We start from the raw sequence: 18,326 nt of genomic DNA, 5'->3' as shown, positions 1-18,326 counted from the left end.
ATAAAATGGCAAAATTACCCGTATCAGCTGACGAGATCATCAATATATTTGGCCCACATCAACACTATCCTAACAAAGGAACTGTACGATCAAATCCACAAAATCCCGATGCATTGATAAAAACGCATTGTTGTTTTTGCGGTTTGCAGTGTGGAATTCAACTAAAAGTAAAAGACAAAAAAGTTGTTGGCTTTGAACCCTGGAATGATTTTCCGTTCAATGAAGGAAGACTTTGTCCGAAAGGAGTTCAGCGATATATGCAGGACAATCACCCCGATCGTTTGCTTTCACCTTACAAAAGAGTGGATGGAAAAGGTTTTGTTCCGATCGAATGGGATGAAGCGTATGACGTAGTGGTGAAAGAGATTAGAAGAATCCAGGAACAATACGGAAAAAATTCTTTTGCTATGCTTTCCGGGGTATCCCTTACCAACGAGAAAAGCTATATGATAGGGAAATTTGCCCGTGTCGCTCTGAAAACTGCCAACCTTGACTATAATGGCCGCCTTTGTATGGTGAGTGCCGGAGCAGGAAATAAAAAAGCTTTTGGGATGGATAGATCTTCCAACAGTTGGGCTGATCTGGCTCATGCAGAAATAATCATCATTACTGGAGCCAATGTAAGCGAATGTTTTCCTGTTTTAACACATAAAATCTGGGAAGCCCGCGATAACGGAGCAAAATTAATAGTGATAGATCCGCGTCAGATCCCGATTGCAAGAACTGCAGATATCCATTTGCCAATTAAACCGGGAACAGATTCAGCACTTACCAATACTATGCTGAAAGTTTTAATTGATAACAATTGGCTCGACCATGATTTTATCAATAATCACACTTCAGGATTTGAAGAAGCTGCCGAAGCCGTGAAAGACTGTACTCTGGAATGGGGAGAAGAAGTAACTGGTGTTCCTGCAGAACTGATCTACAAAGCTGCAGAAATGTGGGGAAAAGCTAAAACCAGTTTTTTGATGCATGCCCGTGGGATAGAACATCACTCTAAAGGTGTTCAGAATGTTTCCAGCTGTATCAATCTGGTGTTGGCAACCGGAAGGATCGGGAAACCGTATTGCGGTTACGGAACGATTACAGGACAGGGAAATGGGCAGGGCGGAAGAGAGCATGGTCATAAATGTGATCAGCTTCCCGGAAACAGAGACATTGAAAATCCAGAACACAGAAGATTTGTTGCTGATATTTGGGGCATCAAAGAGGAAGATATGCCGGGAAAAGGCCTGAGTGCTTATGAGATCATTGAAGCCATCAATCGTGGAGAGATCAAAGGTTTATTATCGATATGTTTCAATCCATTGGTTTCCTTACCGAATAACAATAACGTTCGTGCAGCACTGGAAAAACTGGAATTCTATGCAGGAATCGATTTCTTTTTATCAGAAACCTTACGTCACGCCAATATAATTCTTGCAGGCTCCTTGCAGGAAGAAGAAGAAGGAACCACTACATCGGCAGAAGGAAGAGTGATTAGAATTAGAGCTGTGGTAGCTCCTCCGGGAAAAGCTAAGCGTGACAGCGAAATCATTATGGAACTGGCACGAAGATTAGGTGAAGGCGATAAATTCAGCTATAAAAACAGCGAAGAAACCTTCAATGAACTTAGAAGAGCTTCCAAAGGCAGTGCGGCAGACTATTACGGAATCACGTATGGAAGAATAGAAAGAAATCTGGGAATTTTCTGGCCTTGCCCTAGTGAAGAACATCCCGGAACTCCAAGACTTTGGGAAGATAGACAATTCAATACAAATGATAAAAAAGCACATTTTAATCCGACTCCATACAAAAAACCAATGGAGGAGCCGGATGAAGAATATCCGATTGTATTGACAACAGGAAGAGTAGTAAGTCAGTATTTAAGTGGTTCACAGACAAGAAGAATTGGAAAGCTGGTAGATATTTATCCAGAACCATTACTTGAGATCCATCCTAAATTGGCTGCACAATATGGCATTCAGGAAAATGACCTGATCAAAGTGTCTACCCGAAGAGGAAGTGCCTTGTTCCCTGCAAATGTGGTGGAAACAATCAGGGAAGATACTGTTTTCATCCCCTATCACTGGGGCGGTGTGAATTCTGTCAATCAGTTGACCATTGATGCTTTAGATCCTGTTTCAAAGATACCGGAATTTAAAGTTTGTGCCTGCAAATTGGAGAAAACAGGGCGTAAAAAAGGAGAAAATTCAAAAGAATTGGCTAACCAAAGTAGAGATATTCAATATTAAATTTTAAAAAGATTATGGCGGAACAGTTTGAAAAATTTAATGATATGGAATTCTTCGTTGATATGCAGCGCTGCATCGGCTGTCACTCGTGTGAGATGGCTTGTGCAGAATGTGAGACTAACGGAGAAACCTCGATGATTCATATTCATTATGTAGACAGGGCAGAAACTGTTCAGACCACCGTGCAGGTGTGTATGCATTGTGAAGATCCCATTTGTGCGAATGTATGTCCCGCAGATGCTATTACAAAAGATGAATATGGTATTGTGCATACCGCAGATACATCAAAATGTATCGGATGTGCGAATTGTGTTATTGGTTGTCCGTTCGGAGTTCCGCAGATTCCGGATCAAAGTGCGATGCTAATGATGAAGTGCAATATGTGCTACGACAGGACCAGTACGGGTCTTAAACCTATGTGTGCAACAGTTTGTCCCAGTGGGGCCTTAACCTTTGATACCAGAGAGAATGTAGCGAAGAAAAGACCGAACAGCACACCTGTGAACCGCTTTATTTTCGGGAAAGAAGTCGTAAATACAAAAGTAAATATAATGATGCCGAAAGGCAGCGAAGAATTAAAAGTTTTTTAATCATACTAACATGTCAGAAAATCATAAAAAAATCCCCGCCTGGAAAGCCGATTTTCCTATTAAAAAACGTGAGGCAGCATATGTTTCCAGAAAAGAATTCATCAAACTGATCACTTTTTTCTCAGGCACTTTGGCATTTGCCAATGTAGCCGTTCCATTGTTTAATTTTTTCAGAAAAGAGAAAGAAATAAAACCCTATTTTATAGGATTAACGACCGATCTACAGGTGGGAGGAATGAGAACGTTCTATATCAATGAAGATCATCGTAATCCCTATATGCTTATCCGTCTCGCAGAAGATACATGGAAAGTTTTTGAACAAAAATGTACCCATTTGTCATGTTCTGTGCTATACAATCATAATGAACAGCTGATCGAATGCCCTTGTCACCACGGGTTTTTCAATCCGGATGACGGATCTGTTATTCAGGGACCGCCACCGAGACCGCTTCCGCAGTTAAAGGTCGTGATCAAAGAGGATAAAATATATGTGACGGATTTTGAAAAAGAAACCGAAGAAAGCCACGGATAAGTTCAACACAAAAAATTACCGAGATGTCAGTACGAAAGAAACCTATTAAAAAAGTAACATTCAGAATCAATGAAATGCTTGTTGCCATTATCAGCGTCTATATTCTGCTGGTAAGTCTGCAAATGTGGCTTTTGTTTGGAACGATCAACAAGGCTTTGGATAAAGAAAACCTGGACTTTGCAGCCTATTCGGCAATTGGATCAGTGGTTATATTTCTGTGTACACTTTTCTTTTTGAGATATGTACCGGATATTCCTACAGGACAGATTAAAAAATCAGAAGAGGAGAATGACAATGCCTATTGATTTGCTTGATTCTTTTGGCAGAAAACACGATTACTTGAGGCTTTCCATTACGGACAACTGTAATTTCAGATGTCTATACTGTATGCCCGATGAACCGTTCAAAAGTACATCATCCGTAGAACTGATGAGCAGCCGCGAAATTTTCGAAATTGCAAGGGTTTTTGTTCATCATTATGGGATTAACAAGATCAGAATCACAGGGGGAGAACCTTTGGTAAGACATGATTTTGAAAATATCATCCGACAGATTTCCAAGTTAAATGTCAATACAGGAGTTACAACCAATGGGGTTTTGCTTCATAAGTATTTTGATGCGCTGGAAGAATGTAACGTTAAAAATCTCAATATCAGTATTGATTCTCTGGATCGCGAAAAGTTTAAATACATTACCAAAAGAGACCTGTTTCAACCCGTTTGGGACAATATCAAAGAAAGCATCAGAAGAGGGTTTAATGTAAAACTGAATATGGTGGTAATGCGGGGTTTCAATGATGATGAGATCCCGGAATTCATTGCCTTATCCCATCATTATCCGATAGAGTTGAGGTTTATAGAATTTATGCCATTCACCGGAAATTCTTGGGAAAAAGCAAAAGTGATTCCGGTCGCGGAAATGCTTGATTTGGTTTCACAGCACTTTACGTTTGAAAAAATAACGGATCAGAAAAATGATACATCCAGAAAATATCGGATTAGTGAAGAAAGCAAAGGAGTTTTCGGACTGATCTCTACCATGAGCAATGCTTTCTGTGCTGGCTGTAACCGAATCAGGATCACTTCAGATGGGAAAATGAAAAACTGTCTTTTCGGAGCGGATGAATTTGATTTGCTGAAGGCTTTCAGAAACGAAGAAGACCTTCTGGAACTGATTCAATTAGGCATCACCAGAAAGCATAAAGAGAAAGGTGGACAGTTTTCTGAAATGGGAAGTGTAAAAAATCAATCAATTGTTAATCGGAGTATGATAAAAATCGGCGGGTAGTTTTATATTTGGAAAAAAATAAAAACAAAAATTAATAATAACTAAAAAACTGTAATCATTTTAAAAACTAATAAATCAAACCGTGAGAAAATTTTTAAAATTCATTTGGGTGGTAGCGATGACCTACCCAATGTTGCAATGCAGTAAACCTGAAGCAGCAAAACCTGAAGTGCAAAGTATGGCTCATATTTCAGAAAACATTTCGGAAAAAGAAAATCATAAGCACGATGATGATGACTGGATCTATGTAAACAAAGAGATAACCGTAATGGGAGATGTCGTTAAGCCCTTGACACTCACTGTAGATTCTTTGAAAAAAATGAATGTAAAGGAAATTAAAGATTTTGATATTGTCTGTCAGTCGGGGATATCCAAAAGTCATATAGAATCTACTAAAGGTGTTCTGCTTACAGAAATTGTGGAAAAGGCAAAAATTGCACAGAAGGATCACACAGACAGGAATTTCTACATTGTTGCAAGAGCTTCAGATGATTACAAAGCTACCTTTTCATGGGCAGAATTGTTCAATAACCCTACTGGAGATAAAGTGTATGTAGTATTTGAACAGAACGGAAACCCCCTGAAAGAAAAAGGCGAAATGATCCTCGTGAGTCTGTCTGATACCAAAACGGGTCCTCGTCACGTAAAATGGCTGAAAAGCATAGAAGTAACAAGAGTGCAATAGCAAGGCATGATCAGAATGAATCAATACATAAGTGTTTCTGAAGCCAGAGAAATCATAGAGAACCATATTTTCCCGACAGAGAATATGATATTGCCTCTGTTGGAAGCTTTGGGTTTTTATACGGCAGAACCTATCATGGCGACCTTAGATGTGCCGTCTTTCGATAATTCTGCGATGGATGGGTATGGATTTCGTTTTGATGATTTGAAAGATTCTACCAAATTAAAAGTTACCAATACAATTCCTGCAGGAATTTCAACAAATGACCCTATTTTAGGTAAAGGAGAAGCTGTACGGATCTTTACTGGGGCAAAGGTTCCGGAAAGTATAGATACTGTGGTGATGCAGGAAAAAGTAGTCCGCAACGGAGATTATATCCAATGTAATACAGATGAAATTAAAAAAGGGGACCATATCCGTCTCAAAGCTTCACAAACCGAGAAAGGAACTGTGATTGTGGAAAAGAACACATTTATCAATCATTCAGTGATCGGATTTCTGGCAGGATTTGGAATAGAAAAAGTTAAGGTTTATAAACGGTTAAAGATCGGTCTTGTTTTTACCGGCAATGAACTGGTGGAAGTTGGGAAAACTTTATCCGATGGAGAAATTTACAATTCCAATACATACACTTTACAGGCTGCTTTAGCGGAGATCAATCATCAATTTTCCTTCATAAAACATGCCGAAGACAGACAAGAAACAACTTTTTCTGCGATTAAAGAAGCCTTTGAAAATGCAGATATTGTACTGATTACAGGCGGAATTTCCGTGGGAGATTATGATTATGTAAAACCTGCTCTGGAAAAACTGGGTGTTACGGAATTGTTTTATAAAGTAAGACAAAAGCCAGGAAAACCTTTATTCTTCGGGAAATTTAACGAAAAATTTGTTTTTGCGTTACCGGGAAATCCAGCATCTGTATTTTCCTGTTACCATCAGTATGTAAAACCGTTTGTATTGGGATGTTTCGGAAGAAAGAACCTTAATGAAAGTCAGGATGTGGCGGTTTCAGAATCTTTCGTAATGAAAAGAAGCAGTGAGCAGACACAGTTTTTAAAAGCTTGGTATTCCCAGGGAAAAGTGCACATCCTCAATGGTCAGGAATCATACAAAATGAATTCTGTGGCACAGGCAAACTGTCTGGTTGAATTTCCTGAAAATATAACCGAAATAAATCCTGGTGAAAAAATAAAGATCTGGAGGATTTGAAAATGATCAGAAATGAAAGCAGTTGTTTTAGCGGGTGGTAAAAGTTCCCGAATGGGACAGGATAAAGCCCTCATGAAGATGAGTGGAAAAACGATGATACAACATGTTGTGGATAATTTGGCGAAAGTATTCGATGAGGTTTTTATTTCCGGAAACCGTTCAGGTGATCCTGTTCCAATGAATGTGATTAAAGATCGATATGAGCAAAAAGGTCCTATGGAAGGAATTCGGTCTGCTTTAGAGCACTGTCAGGAAGATATTTTCGTATGTAGCTGCGATATGCCTTTTGTTTCTACGGAATTGATGAAAGATATTCTTCAAAGAAGAGCAGAAAATAAGATCAGTATCGCGGAATGTGAAGGTAAAGTATATCCGGTTTTAGGCATTTATCCTTATGTGGTTCTTGATGTTTTAGCAAATTCAATTAAGAATGACCGCCTGAGAATGACCCGATTTCTGGAACAGCAAGATGCTCATTATATTCAGTATGATGAATCCTTTAGACCACAGTTTTTGAATATCAATACACCGGAAAGCTTTTGGGAGGCAGAACGTATGATAAATAAATTAGAATTACTTAAAATCAGGACAGATGAAACTTAAAATATTTGGCAAACTCACAGACATCTTTAAAGTAGAAGAATACGATCTTCCATTGCACAATACAGCCAGTGTTGCTGAACTCAGATCGCAATTGTTCGAAAAATTTCCTGAATTGGGGAAAACCACTTTTTTAGTCGTTGTGAATGGAGTGAAAGCAGAAAACCAGCACTTGATTTCAGGTGAAGCAGAAATTGCATTATTACCTCCCTACTCAGGAGGTTAAAAAAATACATTACCATGAATATAAACAGATATAGCAGACAGATTATACTTCCGAATTTTGGCGTTGAAGCACAGGAAAAGCTTGCCCGTTCATCAGTTTTAGTGGTTGGAGCAGGCGGATTGGGATGCCCTGTTCTCCAGATTTTGGTCTCTTCAGGAGTCGGAGTGATAGGAATAGCAGATTCTGATAAAGTAGATCTGCACAATCTTCACCGTCAGTTTTTATATGACGAGCAAGATGTGGGAACTCCAAAAGTCGTTGCAGCCCTCGAACATTTGAATACCATGAATTCTGAAACCGAAATAGTCGCTTTTCAGGAGCTGGTCACCACACAAAATGTTCTTTCATTGATCCATAATTTTGATGTGATCGTAGATTGTACCGATAATTTTATGACAAGATACTTATTGAATGATGCCTGTTTTCTTTTGAAAAAACCTTTGGTGTATGCTTCTATCTTCAGATATGAAGGTCAAGTGGCGGTTTTCAATGTTGAAAAAGTAAATTCGGTGACACAATACCGGGATCTTTTTCCGATACCGCCAAATCCTAATGAAGTTCCGAACTGTAATGAAGCAGGAGTTTTGCCGTCCCATTCATCCGTTATTGGTACTTTTCAGGCTAATGAAGTCATCAAATTGCTGATCGGCTCAGATGAGGTTTTGGTACATGAGTTACTGATCTTTAATACCAAAAATTACCAGTCGCTGAAAATGACTTTTACTGAAAATAAAGAAAGATCAGGACCGAAAACCATAGAGGAATTCAAAAATTTCAATTATGATGTATTCTGTAATATCCATAAAGGTGATGACATCAGCTCGCATTCAGCTTTAGAAGAATTTCTGAATCAGAAAAACAGTGTTCTTATTGATGTAAGAGAAACTGAAGAACAACCGAGATTGAAAGCTTTAAACGCTCTGGAAATTCCATTGGCATCACTTGAACAACATTTACAATCATTAAAATCCTATCAAAACATCTGTTTCATTTGCGCCTCAGGAATCCGAAGCAAAAAAGCGGTGGAGATCACAAAAACTTATTTTCCGGAAAAAGAGATCAGGCATTTCCCGACCGGAGCAAAATCAGTTTATCATGAAAAAAATTAAGAATATATTTATAGAAGGTCCTATTGATCCTGCATTCGTTGCCGAAAGTATTGCTAAACACACGGTAAAAACAAGTATTGGTGGTCATAGCATATTCCTGGGTCAGGTTCGGGAAGACAAAATCAACGATAAGAAAGTTGAATCTATAGAATTCACAGCTTATCAGGAGATGGCATTGGAAAAAGCCCATGAAATCCGTGAAGAGATCATAACCAAATACGGACTTACCTGCGCTCACATCTATCATTCATTGGGAAACATCAAAGTGGGGGAGATCTGTCTTTTTGTGTTTACTTCAGCTCCACATCGTAAGGAAGCCATCAATGCATGTGACGAAATGGTGGACAGGATCAAAAAGGAAGTTCCGTTGTGGGGGAAAGAAATTTTGGAGGATAAATCTCACTCCTGGAAAGAAAATAAACAATAAAGTATGGTTAATATCACACATAAAACAAATACACTCAGGAAAGCTATTGCAGAAGCCGTTGTCAGCGTCAGTTCACAGGAGACGATCGATGCTATTGTGAATCAAAAAGTTCCGAAAGGAAATGTTTTTGAAATGTCCAAAACAGCAGGTTTATTCGCAGCCAAAAAAACGAGTGATGTTATTCCGGACTGTCATCCGCTTCCTATAGAATATACCTCTATTCAGTTTGAGATCATGGATTTGGATATTCATATCACTTCAGAAATTCATACGATCTATAAAACCGGGGTAGAAGTGGAGGCGATGCATTCCGCTTCAATCGTTGCCCTTACCATGTATGATATGCTGAAACCGATCGATAAAAACATTGAGATCAAAAACATCAGGCTGCTTGAGAAAAAAGGCGGAAAATCCGATATCAAAGATTCCGGCGAAGGGATCACAGCATCTGTAATTGTGTGTTCGGACAGTATTTTTGAAGGTAAAAAAGAAGATAAAGCAGGAAAAGCCATTATTTCATCCCTTGAGAAAAATAAGGTAAACATTAATGATTATGTGGTTATTCCTGATGAAATTGCTGAGATCCAGAGCAAGATCAGGCTGTATGCAGAAGACGGAATCTCGTTGGTAATGATTACAGGCGGAACCGGGCTTTCGAAACGAGATGTCACTCCCGAAGCTGTTCGTCCGTTGTTGGACAGAGAAATTCCCGGAGTTGCCGAAGCGATCAGAAATTATGGTCAGCAAAGAACTCCTTATTCGATGTTATCGAGAAGTCTTGCCGGGATGATCGGTGATACTCTGGTGATCGCACTTCCAGGCTCAACAAAAGGAGCCGAAGAGTCGATGGATTCTATATTCCCGGGGATTCTGCACATCTATAAAATACTGAACGGCGGAAAGCATTAAAGATTGCTGATAAAAATCAGTATATTAAAAGATAAAAAACTCTTTTAATTGAAGTTGAAATCTTACCTTTGTTCTATAAAAGACAAAAAGGTATTAATATTCTATTAAAACTAAAATGGATAAAAATCAATTAAAAGCAGGACATCCCGTTCACACTTATCTGGTGGAAGAGGAGCTGATCGATACATTACTGGAAGAATTGCTTCAAACAGATCCGAAGGAAGAATTTCAGAAATTTTATAACCTTTTCAACCACTTGTCAACCGTTGAGAGGAGATTTGAGCGAAAAGAAAATCAACTGTTTCCTTTTCTGGAGCAAAAAAGGTGGACCGGACCTTCCAGAAATATGTGGTCTTTCCATGATACGATCCGGGATATTTTCAGGATCATCAGAAAAAATATTGAAGAAAAAGATCTGGATTCCGCAAAACAAAACATAGAATATGCGGGTCAGAACTTAAGAAATCTGATGCAGGTGGAAAAAATGGTTCTCTTCCCGAATGCAATGGAGATCCTTACCGATGAAGAATGGATAAAAATGAGAGAAGGCGAAGATGAAATCGGCTGGATGCTGAGTCAGCCACCCGCAAAATATCCGGAAGAAGAGCAGTATGTACATCCTTCCGAAGATAAAACCATAAGAACCGATGTAAGTTTTGATGAAAATGCATCACACTTTGATGAAGGATATATGACAGTGGAACAGGTGAATCTTTTATTCAGAACATTGCCGCTGGATCTTACCTATGTGGATGAAAACGACAGAGTGATTTTCTATAACCGTGGAGACATTCGTGTTTTCCCGAGAAGTGCAGGAATTATCGGAAGAGAAGTGCGTTTTTGCCATCCTCCGAAAAGTGTGGATACCGTTCTGAAAATATTGGAAGCTTTCAGAAAAGGAGAGCAAAATGAAGCATCGTTCTGGTTCAATTATCGTGACAAGTTAATCTATGTACGATATTTTGCCGTAAGAGACGCACAGAAGAACTATCGAGGGGTTATCGAAATGTCTCAGGATATTTCGGAGATCAAAAAGATCGAGGGAGAAAGAAGACTTTTGGAATGGGAGTGATGATTATCATGAAAAATAAAATACCAAAAACTCTTTTATATAAATTCGAATATATATCTTTGTAATATAAAAATAACAAATGTTTTCTAAAACCTGTGAATACGCCATTCGTGCACTGATCTTCATCGCGCAGAAGACCAAGGACGGAAGCAGAGTAGGGATCAAAGATATTTCATCAGGAATAGATTCCCCGGAGTATTTCATTGCCAAAATACTACAGGAACTCAGCAGAAAAGGTTTTGTACAATCTGCAAAAGGACCCAACGGTGGTTTTTATATGGATGAAAATAACCTCGAGCAATCTATAGCAGATATTGTAAGAGAGATAGACGGAGACAAACTTTTTTCAGGTTGTGGTTTAGGACTCAGAGAATGCTCGGAAGATCATCCTTGTCCTATCCATAATGATTTCAAACATATCCGTAAAGAAATAAGAGATATGCTGGAAAACTCCAAGATCAGAATGTTTGTCAAGAACTTAGATTTGAAACTGACTTTTTTAAAAAAATAAAATATTTATCAGAATCAATTAAAATCGAGTTTTAAGCAGTGACAAATAAAACACTAAAAGGTATTTATATCTTGTTAAATTGAATAAAATTATTTTAAGCCAAAAAACGTAAACCAATCAAAATGAAAAAATCCATCTTCATCACTGCCGTTTTGTCTGCGTTCATCAGTATGAATTCATGCAAACAAAATCCATCCGCTGCCACAGATAAAACAGCGGATGCCGAAAAAATAGCTACTGACGGTTCATCAGAAGAACAAAAACTGGTTGCTCCGCCTTATGTACCTGCTCCTGTAGGAGAGAGAGCTGCCAAAAAAGTCATTGTAAGACTGGAAATTATTGAAAAAGTCGGTGAATTGGCAGATGGAACGCAATATAACTTCTGGACATTCAACGGAACAGTTCCCGGTAGTTTTATCCGCGCAAGAGTAGGAGATGAGATCGAGCTTCACCTTAAAAACAATGAAAACAGCAATTTTCCTCATAACATAGACCTTCATGCCGTGAACGGTCCCGGAGGAGGAGCAGAAGCCACATTTGTAGCACCAGGAACAGAGAAAGTATTCAATTTTAAAGCCTTGAATCCCGGACTGTATGTCTATCATTGTGCAACAGCACCTGTAGGAATGCATATCGCCAACGGAATGTACGGTTTGATCCTTATCGAACCGGAAGGAGGTTTACCGAAAGTAGACAAGGAGTTTTACATCATGCAAGGAGATTTCTACACCAAAGGAAAATTCGGGGATAAAGGATTACAGGAATTTGATATGGACAAAGCCATTGCAGAACATCCTGAATATGTAGTGTTCAACGGACATACAGGTGCTTTGCTAGGTAAAGGGGAACTTCAGGCTAAAGTTGGAGAAACAGTTCGTTTTTATGTAGGAAACGGAGGACCCAACCTTACCTCTTCTTTCCACGTTATCGGTGAGATCTTTGACAAAGTATACATAGAAGGAGGAAGCAAGATCAATGAAGATGTACAAACTACTTTGATTCCACCGGGAGGAGCTACAATCGTAGAATTTAAAGCAACCGTTCCGGGAGAATATGTGATCGTAGACCATGCCATTTTCAGAGCATTCAATAAAGGAGCTTTGGGAAAAATAAAAGTGACGGGTCCTGAAAATCCGGCCATTTATAAGAAAAATTAAATTAAAGTAAATATATAGTTGAAAGGGTGTTATTACTTAGGTCTCATTGGGGATTATAAAAAGGGAAATCATGAAAGGTGTATTAGTAATATTTTTTATAATTGTTATCAGTCAGGTTTCCTGTTCCGGTCACCGCGATGTTTCTGATACGAAGCCCCACGTTCAACACCATCCGAACAAAGTCTCCAGCTCAAAAAAAATGGTAAAAATAGATGGGGGAACGTATAAAGCCTTTATTGGTAAAGATTCAGGGAGAATCGTAAAAGTTAAAACATTTTATCTTGACGAAAGTCCTGTTACCAATGGAGAATATCTCGAATTCCTGAAGAAAAATCCCCAATGGGCCAAAAGTAAGATCCTAAGACTATATGCAGATACAACCTATCTGAAAAACTGGAAGAGCGATTTTGAAATTCCTGAAAACTTAGGTCCGGAAACGCCTGTCACCAATGTTTCCTGGTATGCCGCAAAAGCGTATGCCGAAAGTGTAGGGAAAAGACTTCCGACAATAGATGAATGGGAATATGTAGCACTTGCGGACAGAGATTCCAAAGATGCTTCCCAAAAGCCGGAGTTTACAGAATTTATATTGAAATCCTATCAGAAAAAAGATAAAAGCAAACAGCCTGTAAAGCATTCACAACCTAATTATTACGGTGTTTATGATATGTACGGAATGGTGTGGGAATGGACCTATGATTTCAATTCGGTGATGATGAGCGGGGAATCCAGAAAAGATAATACCACCAATGAATCTCTATTCTGTGCAGGCGCGGCAGTTACATCAGCGGATCTCAGAAATTATGCGGCATTTGTCCGGTATGCACTCAGAGGAAGCTTGAAAGCCGATTACTGTCTCAACAACCTTGGATTTAGATGTGCGAAAGATTAATTAAAGTTTAAATAAAATGAAAAGTCTATTATATTTTTTGTTGGCACTGGTTTTATTCTCCTGCAGCAAAAAAAACGAACCTTTGAAACCTGATTCCATATACAATCTGGCTTCTGAATGGGAAAAACAGGACGGAAGTAAAATAACCTTCTCCGACTTCCAGGGAAAAGTAATTGTTACCACCATGATCTTTACCTCATGCAAAACGGCTTGCCCCAGACTGGCTGATGAAATGAGAAACATTTCTAAAATGGTAGGAAAAGTAGACAGTGATGACATCCAATATGTTTTGATCTCTATCGATCCTGAAACAGACACGCCGGAAGTTATGAAAGCCTATATGGAAATCAATAAATTTAAGGATGATGAATGGACTTTCATCCGAAGTACAGAAGCAGAAACAAGGGAATTGGCTAATATCATGGCTGTGAAGTATAAAGAAATTTCACCGATAGAATTTTCTCACTCCAATATCATCAGTGTCTATTCTAAAGAAGGAATACTCGCTTTCCAGAAAGAGGGCTTAGGAAATGATAATGAAGCCCTTGTAAAAGAAATCAAAAAACAATTAGAATTATAATCCGAAAAGTATTTAACAATGAAAAAATTATTATTAGCAGCATTACTGTTATCACTTAGCATCACCGCTTGTTCAGACAAAAAAGAAACAGTAGCAACAGATACAACAAACGCTACAGAATCCAATATAATGCTTGATGAACCTAAACCGGCAGACTCTTCAGAGATTACATCCACAGCTGCAGCAAGCGGTCCTGAAGCTGAAATTGCAGAAGGAAAATCATTGGTGGAAGGTACAGACTGCCTTGGTTGTCATAAGCTAGACTCAAAGTTAGTAGGTCCTGCTTATCAGGAAGTGGCTGCTAAATATACAGAAGCAGATATTGATCAGCTTGCACAGAAAATCATTGACGGAGGTAAAGGCGTTTGGGGAGATATTCCTATGACACCACATGCCGGAATGAGTAAAGAAAATGCACAGAAAATGGTAAAATATATTCTTTCATTAAAAAAATCATAAGAATATAAATCCTTAAAAAAAACAAAAAATTTTAAAACAATAAAAGATAAAAAAGTATTAAATTATGAATATAAAGACAGATTTTATAGGCGAAATAGTGGCGGAAGATTTTAGAACTGCTGCAATATTCAAAAAGTACGGAATCGATTTCTGCTGCAAAGGAGGCAGAACCATCGAAGAAGCCTGCGAAAACAGAAAGATCGATACAGAACCCATCTACGAAGAAATAGAAAACCTTTCAAAAAGAGATGACAATTCTATTGATTTCAACAGTTGGCCATTAGATTTACTCGCAGATTATGTAGAGAAGACACATCACCGCTACGTGGAAGAGAAAACACCTGTTCTTCAGGCATTTTTAGACAAGCTTTGTAAGGTACATGGTGGAAGTCATCCCGAACTGTTTGAGATCAGAGAGCTGTTTGATGCTTCTGCACAGGATCTGGGAGCACACATGAAGAAAGAAGAACTTATGCTTTTCCCATTCATTAAAAACATGGTTAAAGCACAGATTGACGGAAGTGCAATTCCACAGCCGCCATTCGGAACAGTGGAAAATCCGGTGAACATGATGAAGCATGAACACACCGTAGAAGGGGAAAGACTGAGAAAGATTGCAGAACTTACTGATGAATACACTCCTCCGGCTGATGCCTGCAACACATATAGAGTAACTTTCTCAATGCTTCAGGATTTTGAAAATGATCTTCACAAGCACATTCATCTGGAAAATAACATCCTTTTCCCGAAAGCAATTAAACTGGAAAAAGAATTTCAGTAAAGTACAACATTAAAAATTGAGTATATGACACCTAAAAAATTATGGATCTGGCTCACGGCGGTCATTCTGGGTTCCTTTGCGGTACTTATTTTCTATGGCGTGGAGATCTACAGAAAGATTCCGCCGGTTCCCGACAAAATTGTAACTACAGATGGTACCATTATAGCAACCGGACAGGACATCAAAGACGGACAAAATGTTTGGCAATCTATCGGGGGACAGACCGTTGGAAGTATATGGGGACACGGAGCATACATCGCGCCTGACTGGAGTGCCGACTATCTTCACCGCGAATCACTTCTTCTTCTGGAAGAACTGGCTAAAAAAGATGGAAAAGTTTATAAAGATTTATCCGACGATGAACAGGCGAAATACAAGGTTCTTCTGAAAAAAGAAATCCGCAAAAATACGTTGGACGAAGCCACAAACACCATTGTGATCAGTCCGGAACGTGCTAAAGTACAGGCAGAACTGGCTAAGTATTATGCAAAAATATTCATGGATGATCCGGAAATGGCAAAGCTGAGAGATCAATACGCTATTCCGAAAAATACAGTTAAGACTCCCGAAAGAATGGCAAAAATGAATGCCTTCTTCTCATGGGCAGCGTGGGTTTGTATCACAGATCGTCCCGGCGATGAGGTTTCATATACCAATAACTGGCCTCATGATGAGATGATCGGTAATATTCCGCCGCCTTCATTGCACTTATGGTCAGGTTTCAGTGTCCTGATGCTGTTGGGTTGTGTAGGTTTACTCGTATTTTATCATGCCCGTCATAAAGAAGAAGAACTCAGCGAGAAACTTCCGTTGGAAGATCCTTTAAGAAATATGAAGCCAACTCCTTCCATGAGGGCTACGTTAAAATATATCTGGGTTGTTGCTCTTCTGATCCTGGTTCAGATGCTTGCAGGGGTAGTTACCGCACATTACGGGGTAGAAGGAAGTGCTTTCTATGGATTTCCGCTGGATGAGATCCTGCCACAATCCATTTCCCGAAGCTGGCATGTTCAGCTGGCTATTTTCTGGATTGCAACCTCATGGTTGGCAACAGGATTATATATTGCACCTGCCGTTTCAGGATACGAACCAAAATATCAGGTACTTGGGGTGAATGTTTTATTCGGGGCATTGCTGATCGTGGTTTTAGGTTCATTGGCAGGACAATGGTTCGGAGTAATGCAGAAATTAGGGTATGTTGATAATTTCCTTTGGGGACATTCCGGATACGAATATGTAGAATTGGGTAGAGTATGGCAGATTTTACTATTGGTCGGGCTTATTTTGTGGTTGGTATTGATGATCAGAGCCTTATTACCTGCCTTGAAGAAAAAAGATGCCAACAGACATTTACTACTTTTATTCACGCTTTCTGCAGTAGCGATCGCATTGTTCTATGGAGCAGGATTAATGTACGGAAGACAAACACACATGGCAATTGCCGAATATTGGAGATGGTGGGTCGTACACCTTTGGGTAGAAGGTTTCTTTGAAGTATTTGCAACCGTTGTAGCAGCATTCTTATTTACAAGATTGGGATTATTAGGATTAAAATCCGCTACCAATGCCGTATTGTTCTCTACCATTATTTTCCTTGCAGGGGGTATCTTAGGAACATTCCACCACTTGTATTTCAGTGCTACACCTACCGCAGTATTGGCTTTAGGAGCTACATTCAGTGCATTGGAAATTGTTCCGTTGGTATTGATTGGGTTTGAAGCATGGCAGAATTATAAGATCAGTAAATCCACAAAATGGATCAGAGCTTACAAATGGCCGATCTACTGCTTCATTGCTATGTGTTTCTGGAATTTCTTAGGAGCAGGGATCTTTGGATTTGCGATTAATCCGCCGATTGCGCTATACTATATTCAGGGCTTGAATACAACAGCTGTACATGGTCATGCTGCATTATTCGGAGTGTACGGAATTTTAGGAATCGGATTGATGATGTTTGTATTGCGTGGATTGTATCCGGACAGGCACTGGAATGATAAACTCATTGGATGGGCATTCTGGCTTACCAACATCGGCTTATTGGTCATGGTTACCATCAGTTTACTTCCTATTGGCATCATGCAGTCTGTTGCATCTATTAAAGAAGGATATTGGTATGCCCGTTCCGCAGAATTCATGCAAACCGATATGATGCATACCTTACGCTGGCTGCGCGTTCCCGGGGATGTGTTGCTTGCTGTGGGAGAACTGTTGATCGTCATTTTCATTATCGGACTTAAAACAGGATGGTCATTAAAAGAAAAGAGATAATATAATCAACTTGAGCTGCTGCTGAAAGGCGGCAGTTCTTTTTAAAATTTGAAGATATGAAAAGGAATGAAAATTTAGTACCACTATCAAGAGATCATCATTTCGGATTGTTGTGCAGCTGGAAGATCCGTGAAGGGGTAAGAAAGAATATTATTTACGACAGGATCAAAAAATATATCAACTATTTTTGGCAGGAAAGCCTGAGCAAACATTTTGAAATAGAGGATACCGTATTGCCGGAACCGGAAAATGAAAGCCTTCAGTTTCAGATGCAGAAAGAACATTCTGAAATAAGAAAGCTGATTAATACTGTGAATCAATCTCAGAATCCCAGACTTTTAGAAGATTTTGCAGATGCTTTGAGTGGGCATATACGTTTTGAAGAACGAATGTATTTTCCACATCTGGAAAACCATTTATCAGATGATGAAATGACGGAAATAGGAAACAAACTGAGCCTTATCCATCAGAAAGAGCAGGACAACTATCCGGATCAGTTCTGGAAATGATTTTTATCATTAATTTTAAACAGTATGACAACTTATAAACAAGCAGGAATAGGCGAGTACCTCTATTTGGCAATGGGGATCTGCAACGGCCATAAAGTGGTGATGGGAGTAGGGTATACCTACGAATATGCTGATAAAAAGGCAAAAGAGTTTGAATTGGCAAGCAAACGATTGGTAAAATATGTTGACATTTCTCTGATAAAAACAGGAGAAAAAGAAAAATGCAGGACCCTGAAAAAACTGGATTAATCTTCATTTTTCACGAAATGTTATTTGAATAATT

22 protein-coding genes are annotated in these 18,326 nt (G+C 39.0%); all 22 read left to right on the top strand.

Translation table 11 applies throughout. The features are described 5' to 3' along the window. The first annotated feature begins 5 nt into the window (after positions 1-5). The 22 genes from LIV57_RS10035 to LIV57_RS09930 all read left to right on the top strand — a co-directional run bounded on the left by LIV57_RS10035 (position 6) and on the right by LIV57_RS09930 (position 18,292). Positions 6-2,237: a molybdopterin oxidoreductase family protein gene (locus LIV57_RS10035; protein ID WP_227942460.1), complete on the top strand. Its 2,232-nt coding sequence runs from the start codon at positions 6-8 to the stop codon at positions 2,235-2,237. A 14-nt stretch (positions 2,238-2,251) separates the two neighbouring features. Continuing rightward, positions 2,252-2,827, top strand: a complete 576-nt coding sequence (locus tag LIV57_RS10030) for a 4Fe-4S dicluster domain-containing protein (RefSeq protein ID WP_042721862.1) — start codon at positions 2,252-2,254, stop codon at positions 2,825-2,827. Positions 2,828-2,837: 10 nt separating this feature from the next. Beyond that, a complete protein-coding gene (locus LIV57_RS10025) occupies positions 2,838-3,359 on the top strand; it encodes a ubiquinol-cytochrome c reductase iron-sulfur subunit (protein ID WP_042721863.1) in 522 nt (173 codons plus the stop codon). A 23-nt stretch (positions 3,360-3,382) separates the two neighbouring features. Then, the gene (locus LIV57_RS10020; protein WP_120231273.1) at positions 3,383-3,664 is read left to right on the top strand and encodes a DUF6755 family protein; all 282 of its coding nucleotides are present in this window, start codon (positions 3,383-3,385) and stop codon (positions 3,662-3,664) included. Then, the gene (moaA, locus tag LIV57_RS10015; RefSeq protein WP_227942459.1) at positions 3,648-4,646 is read left to right on the top strand and encodes a GTP 3',8-cyclase MoaA; all 999 of its coding nucleotides are present in this window, start codon (positions 3,648-3,650) and stop codon (positions 4,644-4,646) included. Before LIV57_RS10020 ends, moaA begins: the two co-directional genes overlap by 17 nt. Before the next feature lie 82 nt (positions 4,647-4,728). Continuing rightward, complete coding sequence (locus LIV57_RS10010; protein ID WP_227942458.1) at positions 4,729-5,331, top strand: molybdopterin-dependent oxidoreductase; 603 nt, start codon at positions 4,729-4,731, stop codon at positions 5,329-5,331. Between the two features lie 15 nt (positions 5,332-5,346). Next, positions 5,347-6,543 (top strand): gephyrin-like molybdotransferase Glp, encoded by a 1,197-nt coding sequence (gene glp / locus LIV57_RS10005; protein ID WP_227942457.1) that lies wholly within the window; start codon positions 5,347-5,349, stop codon positions 6,541-6,543. Positions 6,544-6,555: 12 nt separating this feature from the next. Continuing rightward, positions 6,556-7,146 carry a molybdenum cofactor guanylyltransferase gene (locus LIV57_RS10000; RefSeq protein WP_120231272.1) on the top strand — a complete coding sequence of 197 codons (591 nt, stop codon included), beginning with the start codon at positions 6,556-6,558 and terminating at the stop codon, positions 7,144-7,146. Then, the gene (locus tag LIV57_RS09995; RefSeq protein WP_042721872.1) at positions 7,136-7,369 is read left to right on the top strand and encodes a MoaD/ThiS family protein; all 234 of its coding nucleotides are present in this window, start codon (positions 7,136-7,138) and stop codon (positions 7,367-7,369) included. Before LIV57_RS10000 ends, LIV57_RS09995 begins: the two co-directional genes overlap by 11 nt. Before the next feature lie 14 nt (positions 7,370-7,383). After that, entirely contained in the window at positions 7,384-8,478 is a 1,095-nt protein-coding gene (locus LIV57_RS09990) for a ThiF family adenylyltransferase (RefSeq protein ID WP_120231271.1), read from the top strand. After that, complete coding sequence (locus tag LIV57_RS09985) at positions 8,465-8,905, top strand: molybdenum cofactor biosynthesis protein MoaE (RefSeq protein ID WP_120231270.1); 441 nt, start codon at positions 8,465-8,467, stop codon at positions 8,903-8,905. Before LIV57_RS09990 ends, LIV57_RS09985 begins: the two co-directional genes overlap by 14 nt. Positions 8,906-8,908: 3 nt before the next feature. Continuing rightward, a complete protein-coding gene (moaCB, locus tag LIV57_RS09980; RefSeq protein ID WP_123277909.1) occupies positions 8,909-9,814 on the top strand; it encodes a bifunctional molybdenum cofactor biosynthesis protein MoaC/MoaB in 906 nt (301 codons plus the stop codon). Positions 9,815-9,929: 115 nt separating this feature from the next. Next, positions 9,930-10,886: a DUF438 domain-containing protein gene (locus LIV57_RS09975; RefSeq protein ID WP_120231268.1), complete on the top strand. Its 957-nt coding sequence runs from the start codon at positions 9,930-9,932 to the stop codon at positions 10,884-10,886. Between the two features lie 79 nt (positions 10,887-10,965). Further along, positions 10,966-11,397 (top strand): RrF2 family transcriptional regulator, encoded by a 432-nt coding sequence (locus tag LIV57_RS09970; protein ID WP_227942456.1) that lies wholly within the window; start codon positions 10,966-10,968, stop codon positions 11,395-11,397. Positions 11,398-11,519: 122 nt separating this feature from the next. Next, a complete protein-coding gene (nirK, locus tag LIV57_RS09965) occupies positions 11,520-12,554 on the top strand; it encodes a copper-containing nitrite reductase (RefSeq protein WP_042721878.1) in 1,035 nt (344 codons plus the stop codon). A gap of 70 nt (positions 12,555-12,624) precedes the next feature. Continuing rightward, on the top strand, positions 12,625-13,446 hold the full coding sequence (locus tag LIV57_RS09960; protein WP_123277908.1) for a formylglycine-generating enzyme family protein: 822 nt from the start codon (positions 12,625-12,627) through the stop codon (positions 13,444-13,446). A gap of 16 nt (positions 13,447-13,462) precedes the next feature. Continuing rightward, the gene (locus LIV57_RS09955) at positions 13,463-14,026 is read left to right on the top strand and encodes an SCO family protein (protein WP_042721880.1); all 564 of its coding nucleotides are present in this window, start codon (positions 13,463-13,465) and stop codon (positions 14,024-14,026) included. A gap of 18 nt (positions 14,027-14,044) precedes the next feature. Then, positions 14,045-14,485: a c-type cytochrome gene (locus tag LIV57_RS09950; protein ID WP_120231266.1), complete on the top strand. Its 441-nt coding sequence runs from the start codon at positions 14,045-14,047 to the stop codon at positions 14,483-14,485. Positions 14,486-14,549: 64 nt separating this feature from the next. After that, positions 14,550-15,266 (top strand): iron-sulfur cluster repair di-iron protein, encoded by a 717-nt coding sequence (gene ric, locus LIV57_RS09945; RefSeq protein ID WP_042721882.1) that lies wholly within the window; start codon positions 14,550-14,552, stop codon positions 15,264-15,266. A gap of 24 nt (positions 15,267-15,290) precedes the next feature. Next, positions 15,291-17,534 (top strand): nitric-oxide reductase large subunit, encoded by a 2,244-nt coding sequence (locus LIV57_RS09940; protein WP_042721883.1) that lies wholly within the window; start codon positions 15,291-15,293, stop codon positions 17,532-17,534. Positions 17,535-17,590: 56 nt separating this feature from the next. After that, positions 17,591-18,043: a hemerythrin domain-containing protein gene (locus LIV57_RS09935; RefSeq protein ID WP_120231265.1), complete on the top strand. Its 453-nt coding sequence runs from the start codon at positions 17,591-17,593 to the stop codon at positions 18,041-18,043. Between the two features lie 24 nt (positions 18,044-18,067). Then, on the top strand, positions 18,068-18,292 hold the full coding sequence (locus tag LIV57_RS09930) for a hypothetical protein (RefSeq protein WP_120231264.1): 225 nt from the start codon (positions 18,068-18,070) through the stop codon (positions 18,290-18,292). Positions 18,293-18,326: the final 34 nt, after the last annotated feature.

The sequence above is a fragment of the Chryseobacterium sp. X308 genome (assembly GCF_020733145.1).
Lineage (GTDB): Bacteria > Bacteroidota > Bacteroidia > Flavobacteriales > Weeksellaceae > Chryseobacterium > Chryseobacterium cupriresistens.
This window is presented reverse-complemented; position numbering and strand designations above follow the sequence as displayed.

Coding starts and splice junctions, on each gene's coding strand:
- LIV57_RS09950 (WP_120231266.1), top strand. CDS start 14,045: ATGAAAAAATTATTATTAGCAGCATTACTGTTATCACTTAGCATCACC.
- moaCB (WP_123277909.1), top strand. CDS start 8,909: ATGGTTAATATCACACATAAAACAAATACACTCAGGAAAGCTATTGCA.
- LIV57_RS09955 (WP_042721880.1), top strand. CDS start 13,463: ATGAAAAGTCTATTATATTTTTTGTTGGCACTGGTTTTATTCTCCTGC.
- LIV57_RS09990 (WP_120231271.1), top strand. CDS start 7,384: ATGAATATAAACAGATATAGCAGACAGATTATACTTCCGAATTTTGGC.
- LIV57_RS10030 (WP_042721862.1), top strand. CDS start 2,252: ATGGCGGAACAGTTTGAAAAATTTAATGATATGGAATTCTTCGTTGAT.
- LIV57_RS10000 (WP_120231272.1), top strand. CDS start 6,556: ATGAAAGCAGTTGTTTTAGCGGGTGGTAAAAGTTCCCGAATGGGACAG.
- LIV57_RS09960 (WP_123277908.1), top strand. CDS start 12,625: ATGAAAGGTGTATTAGTAATATTTTTTATAATTGTTATCAGTCAGGTT.
- LIV57_RS09985 (WP_120231270.1), top strand. CDS start 8,465: ATGAAAAAAATTAAGAATATATTTATAGAAGGTCCTATTGATCCTGCA.
- LIV57_RS09940 (WP_042721883.1), top strand. CDS start 15,291: ATGACACCTAAAAAATTATGGATCTGGCTCACGGCGGTCATTCTGGGT.
- nirK (WP_042721878.1), top strand. CDS start 11,520: ATGAAAAAATCCATCTTCATCACTGCCGTTTTGTCTGCGTTCATCAGT.
- moaA (WP_227942459.1), top strand. CDS start 3,648: ATGACAATGCCTATTGATTTGCTTGATTCTTTTGGCAGAAAACACGAT.
- LIV57_RS10025 (WP_042721863.1), top strand. CDS start 2,838: ATGTCAGAAAATCATAAAAAAATCCCCGCCTGGAAAGCCGATTTTCCT.
- LIV57_RS09970 (WP_227942456.1), top strand. CDS start 10,966: ATGTTTTCTAAAACCTGTGAATACGCCATTCGTGCACTGATCTTCATC.
- LIV57_RS10020 (WP_120231273.1), top strand. CDS start 3,383: ATGTCAGTACGAAAGAAACCTATTAAAAAAGTAACATTCAGAATCAAT.
- glp (WP_227942457.1), top strand. CDS start 5,347: ATGAATCAATACATAAGTGTTTCTGAAGCCAGAGAAATCATAGAGAAC.
- LIV57_RS09935 (WP_120231265.1), top strand. CDS start 17,591: ATGAAAAGGAATGAAAATTTAGTACCACTATCAAGAGATCATCATTTC.
- LIV57_RS10035 (WP_227942460.1), top strand. CDS start 6: ATGGCAAAATTACCCGTATCAGCTGACGAGATCATCAATATATTTGGC.
- ric (WP_042721882.1), top strand. CDS start 14,550: ATGAATATAAAGACAGATTTTATAGGCGAAATAGTGGCGGAAGATTTT.
- LIV57_RS09930 (WP_120231264.1), top strand. CDS start 18,068: ATGACAACTTATAAACAAGCAGGAATAGGCGAGTACCTCTATTTGGCA.
- LIV57_RS09995 (WP_042721872.1), top strand. CDS start 7,136: ATGAAACTTAAAATATTTGGCAAACTCACAGACATCTTTAAAGTAGAA.
- LIV57_RS09975 (WP_120231268.1), top strand. CDS start 9,930: ATGGATAAAAATCAATTAAAAGCAGGACATCCCGTTCACACTTATCTG.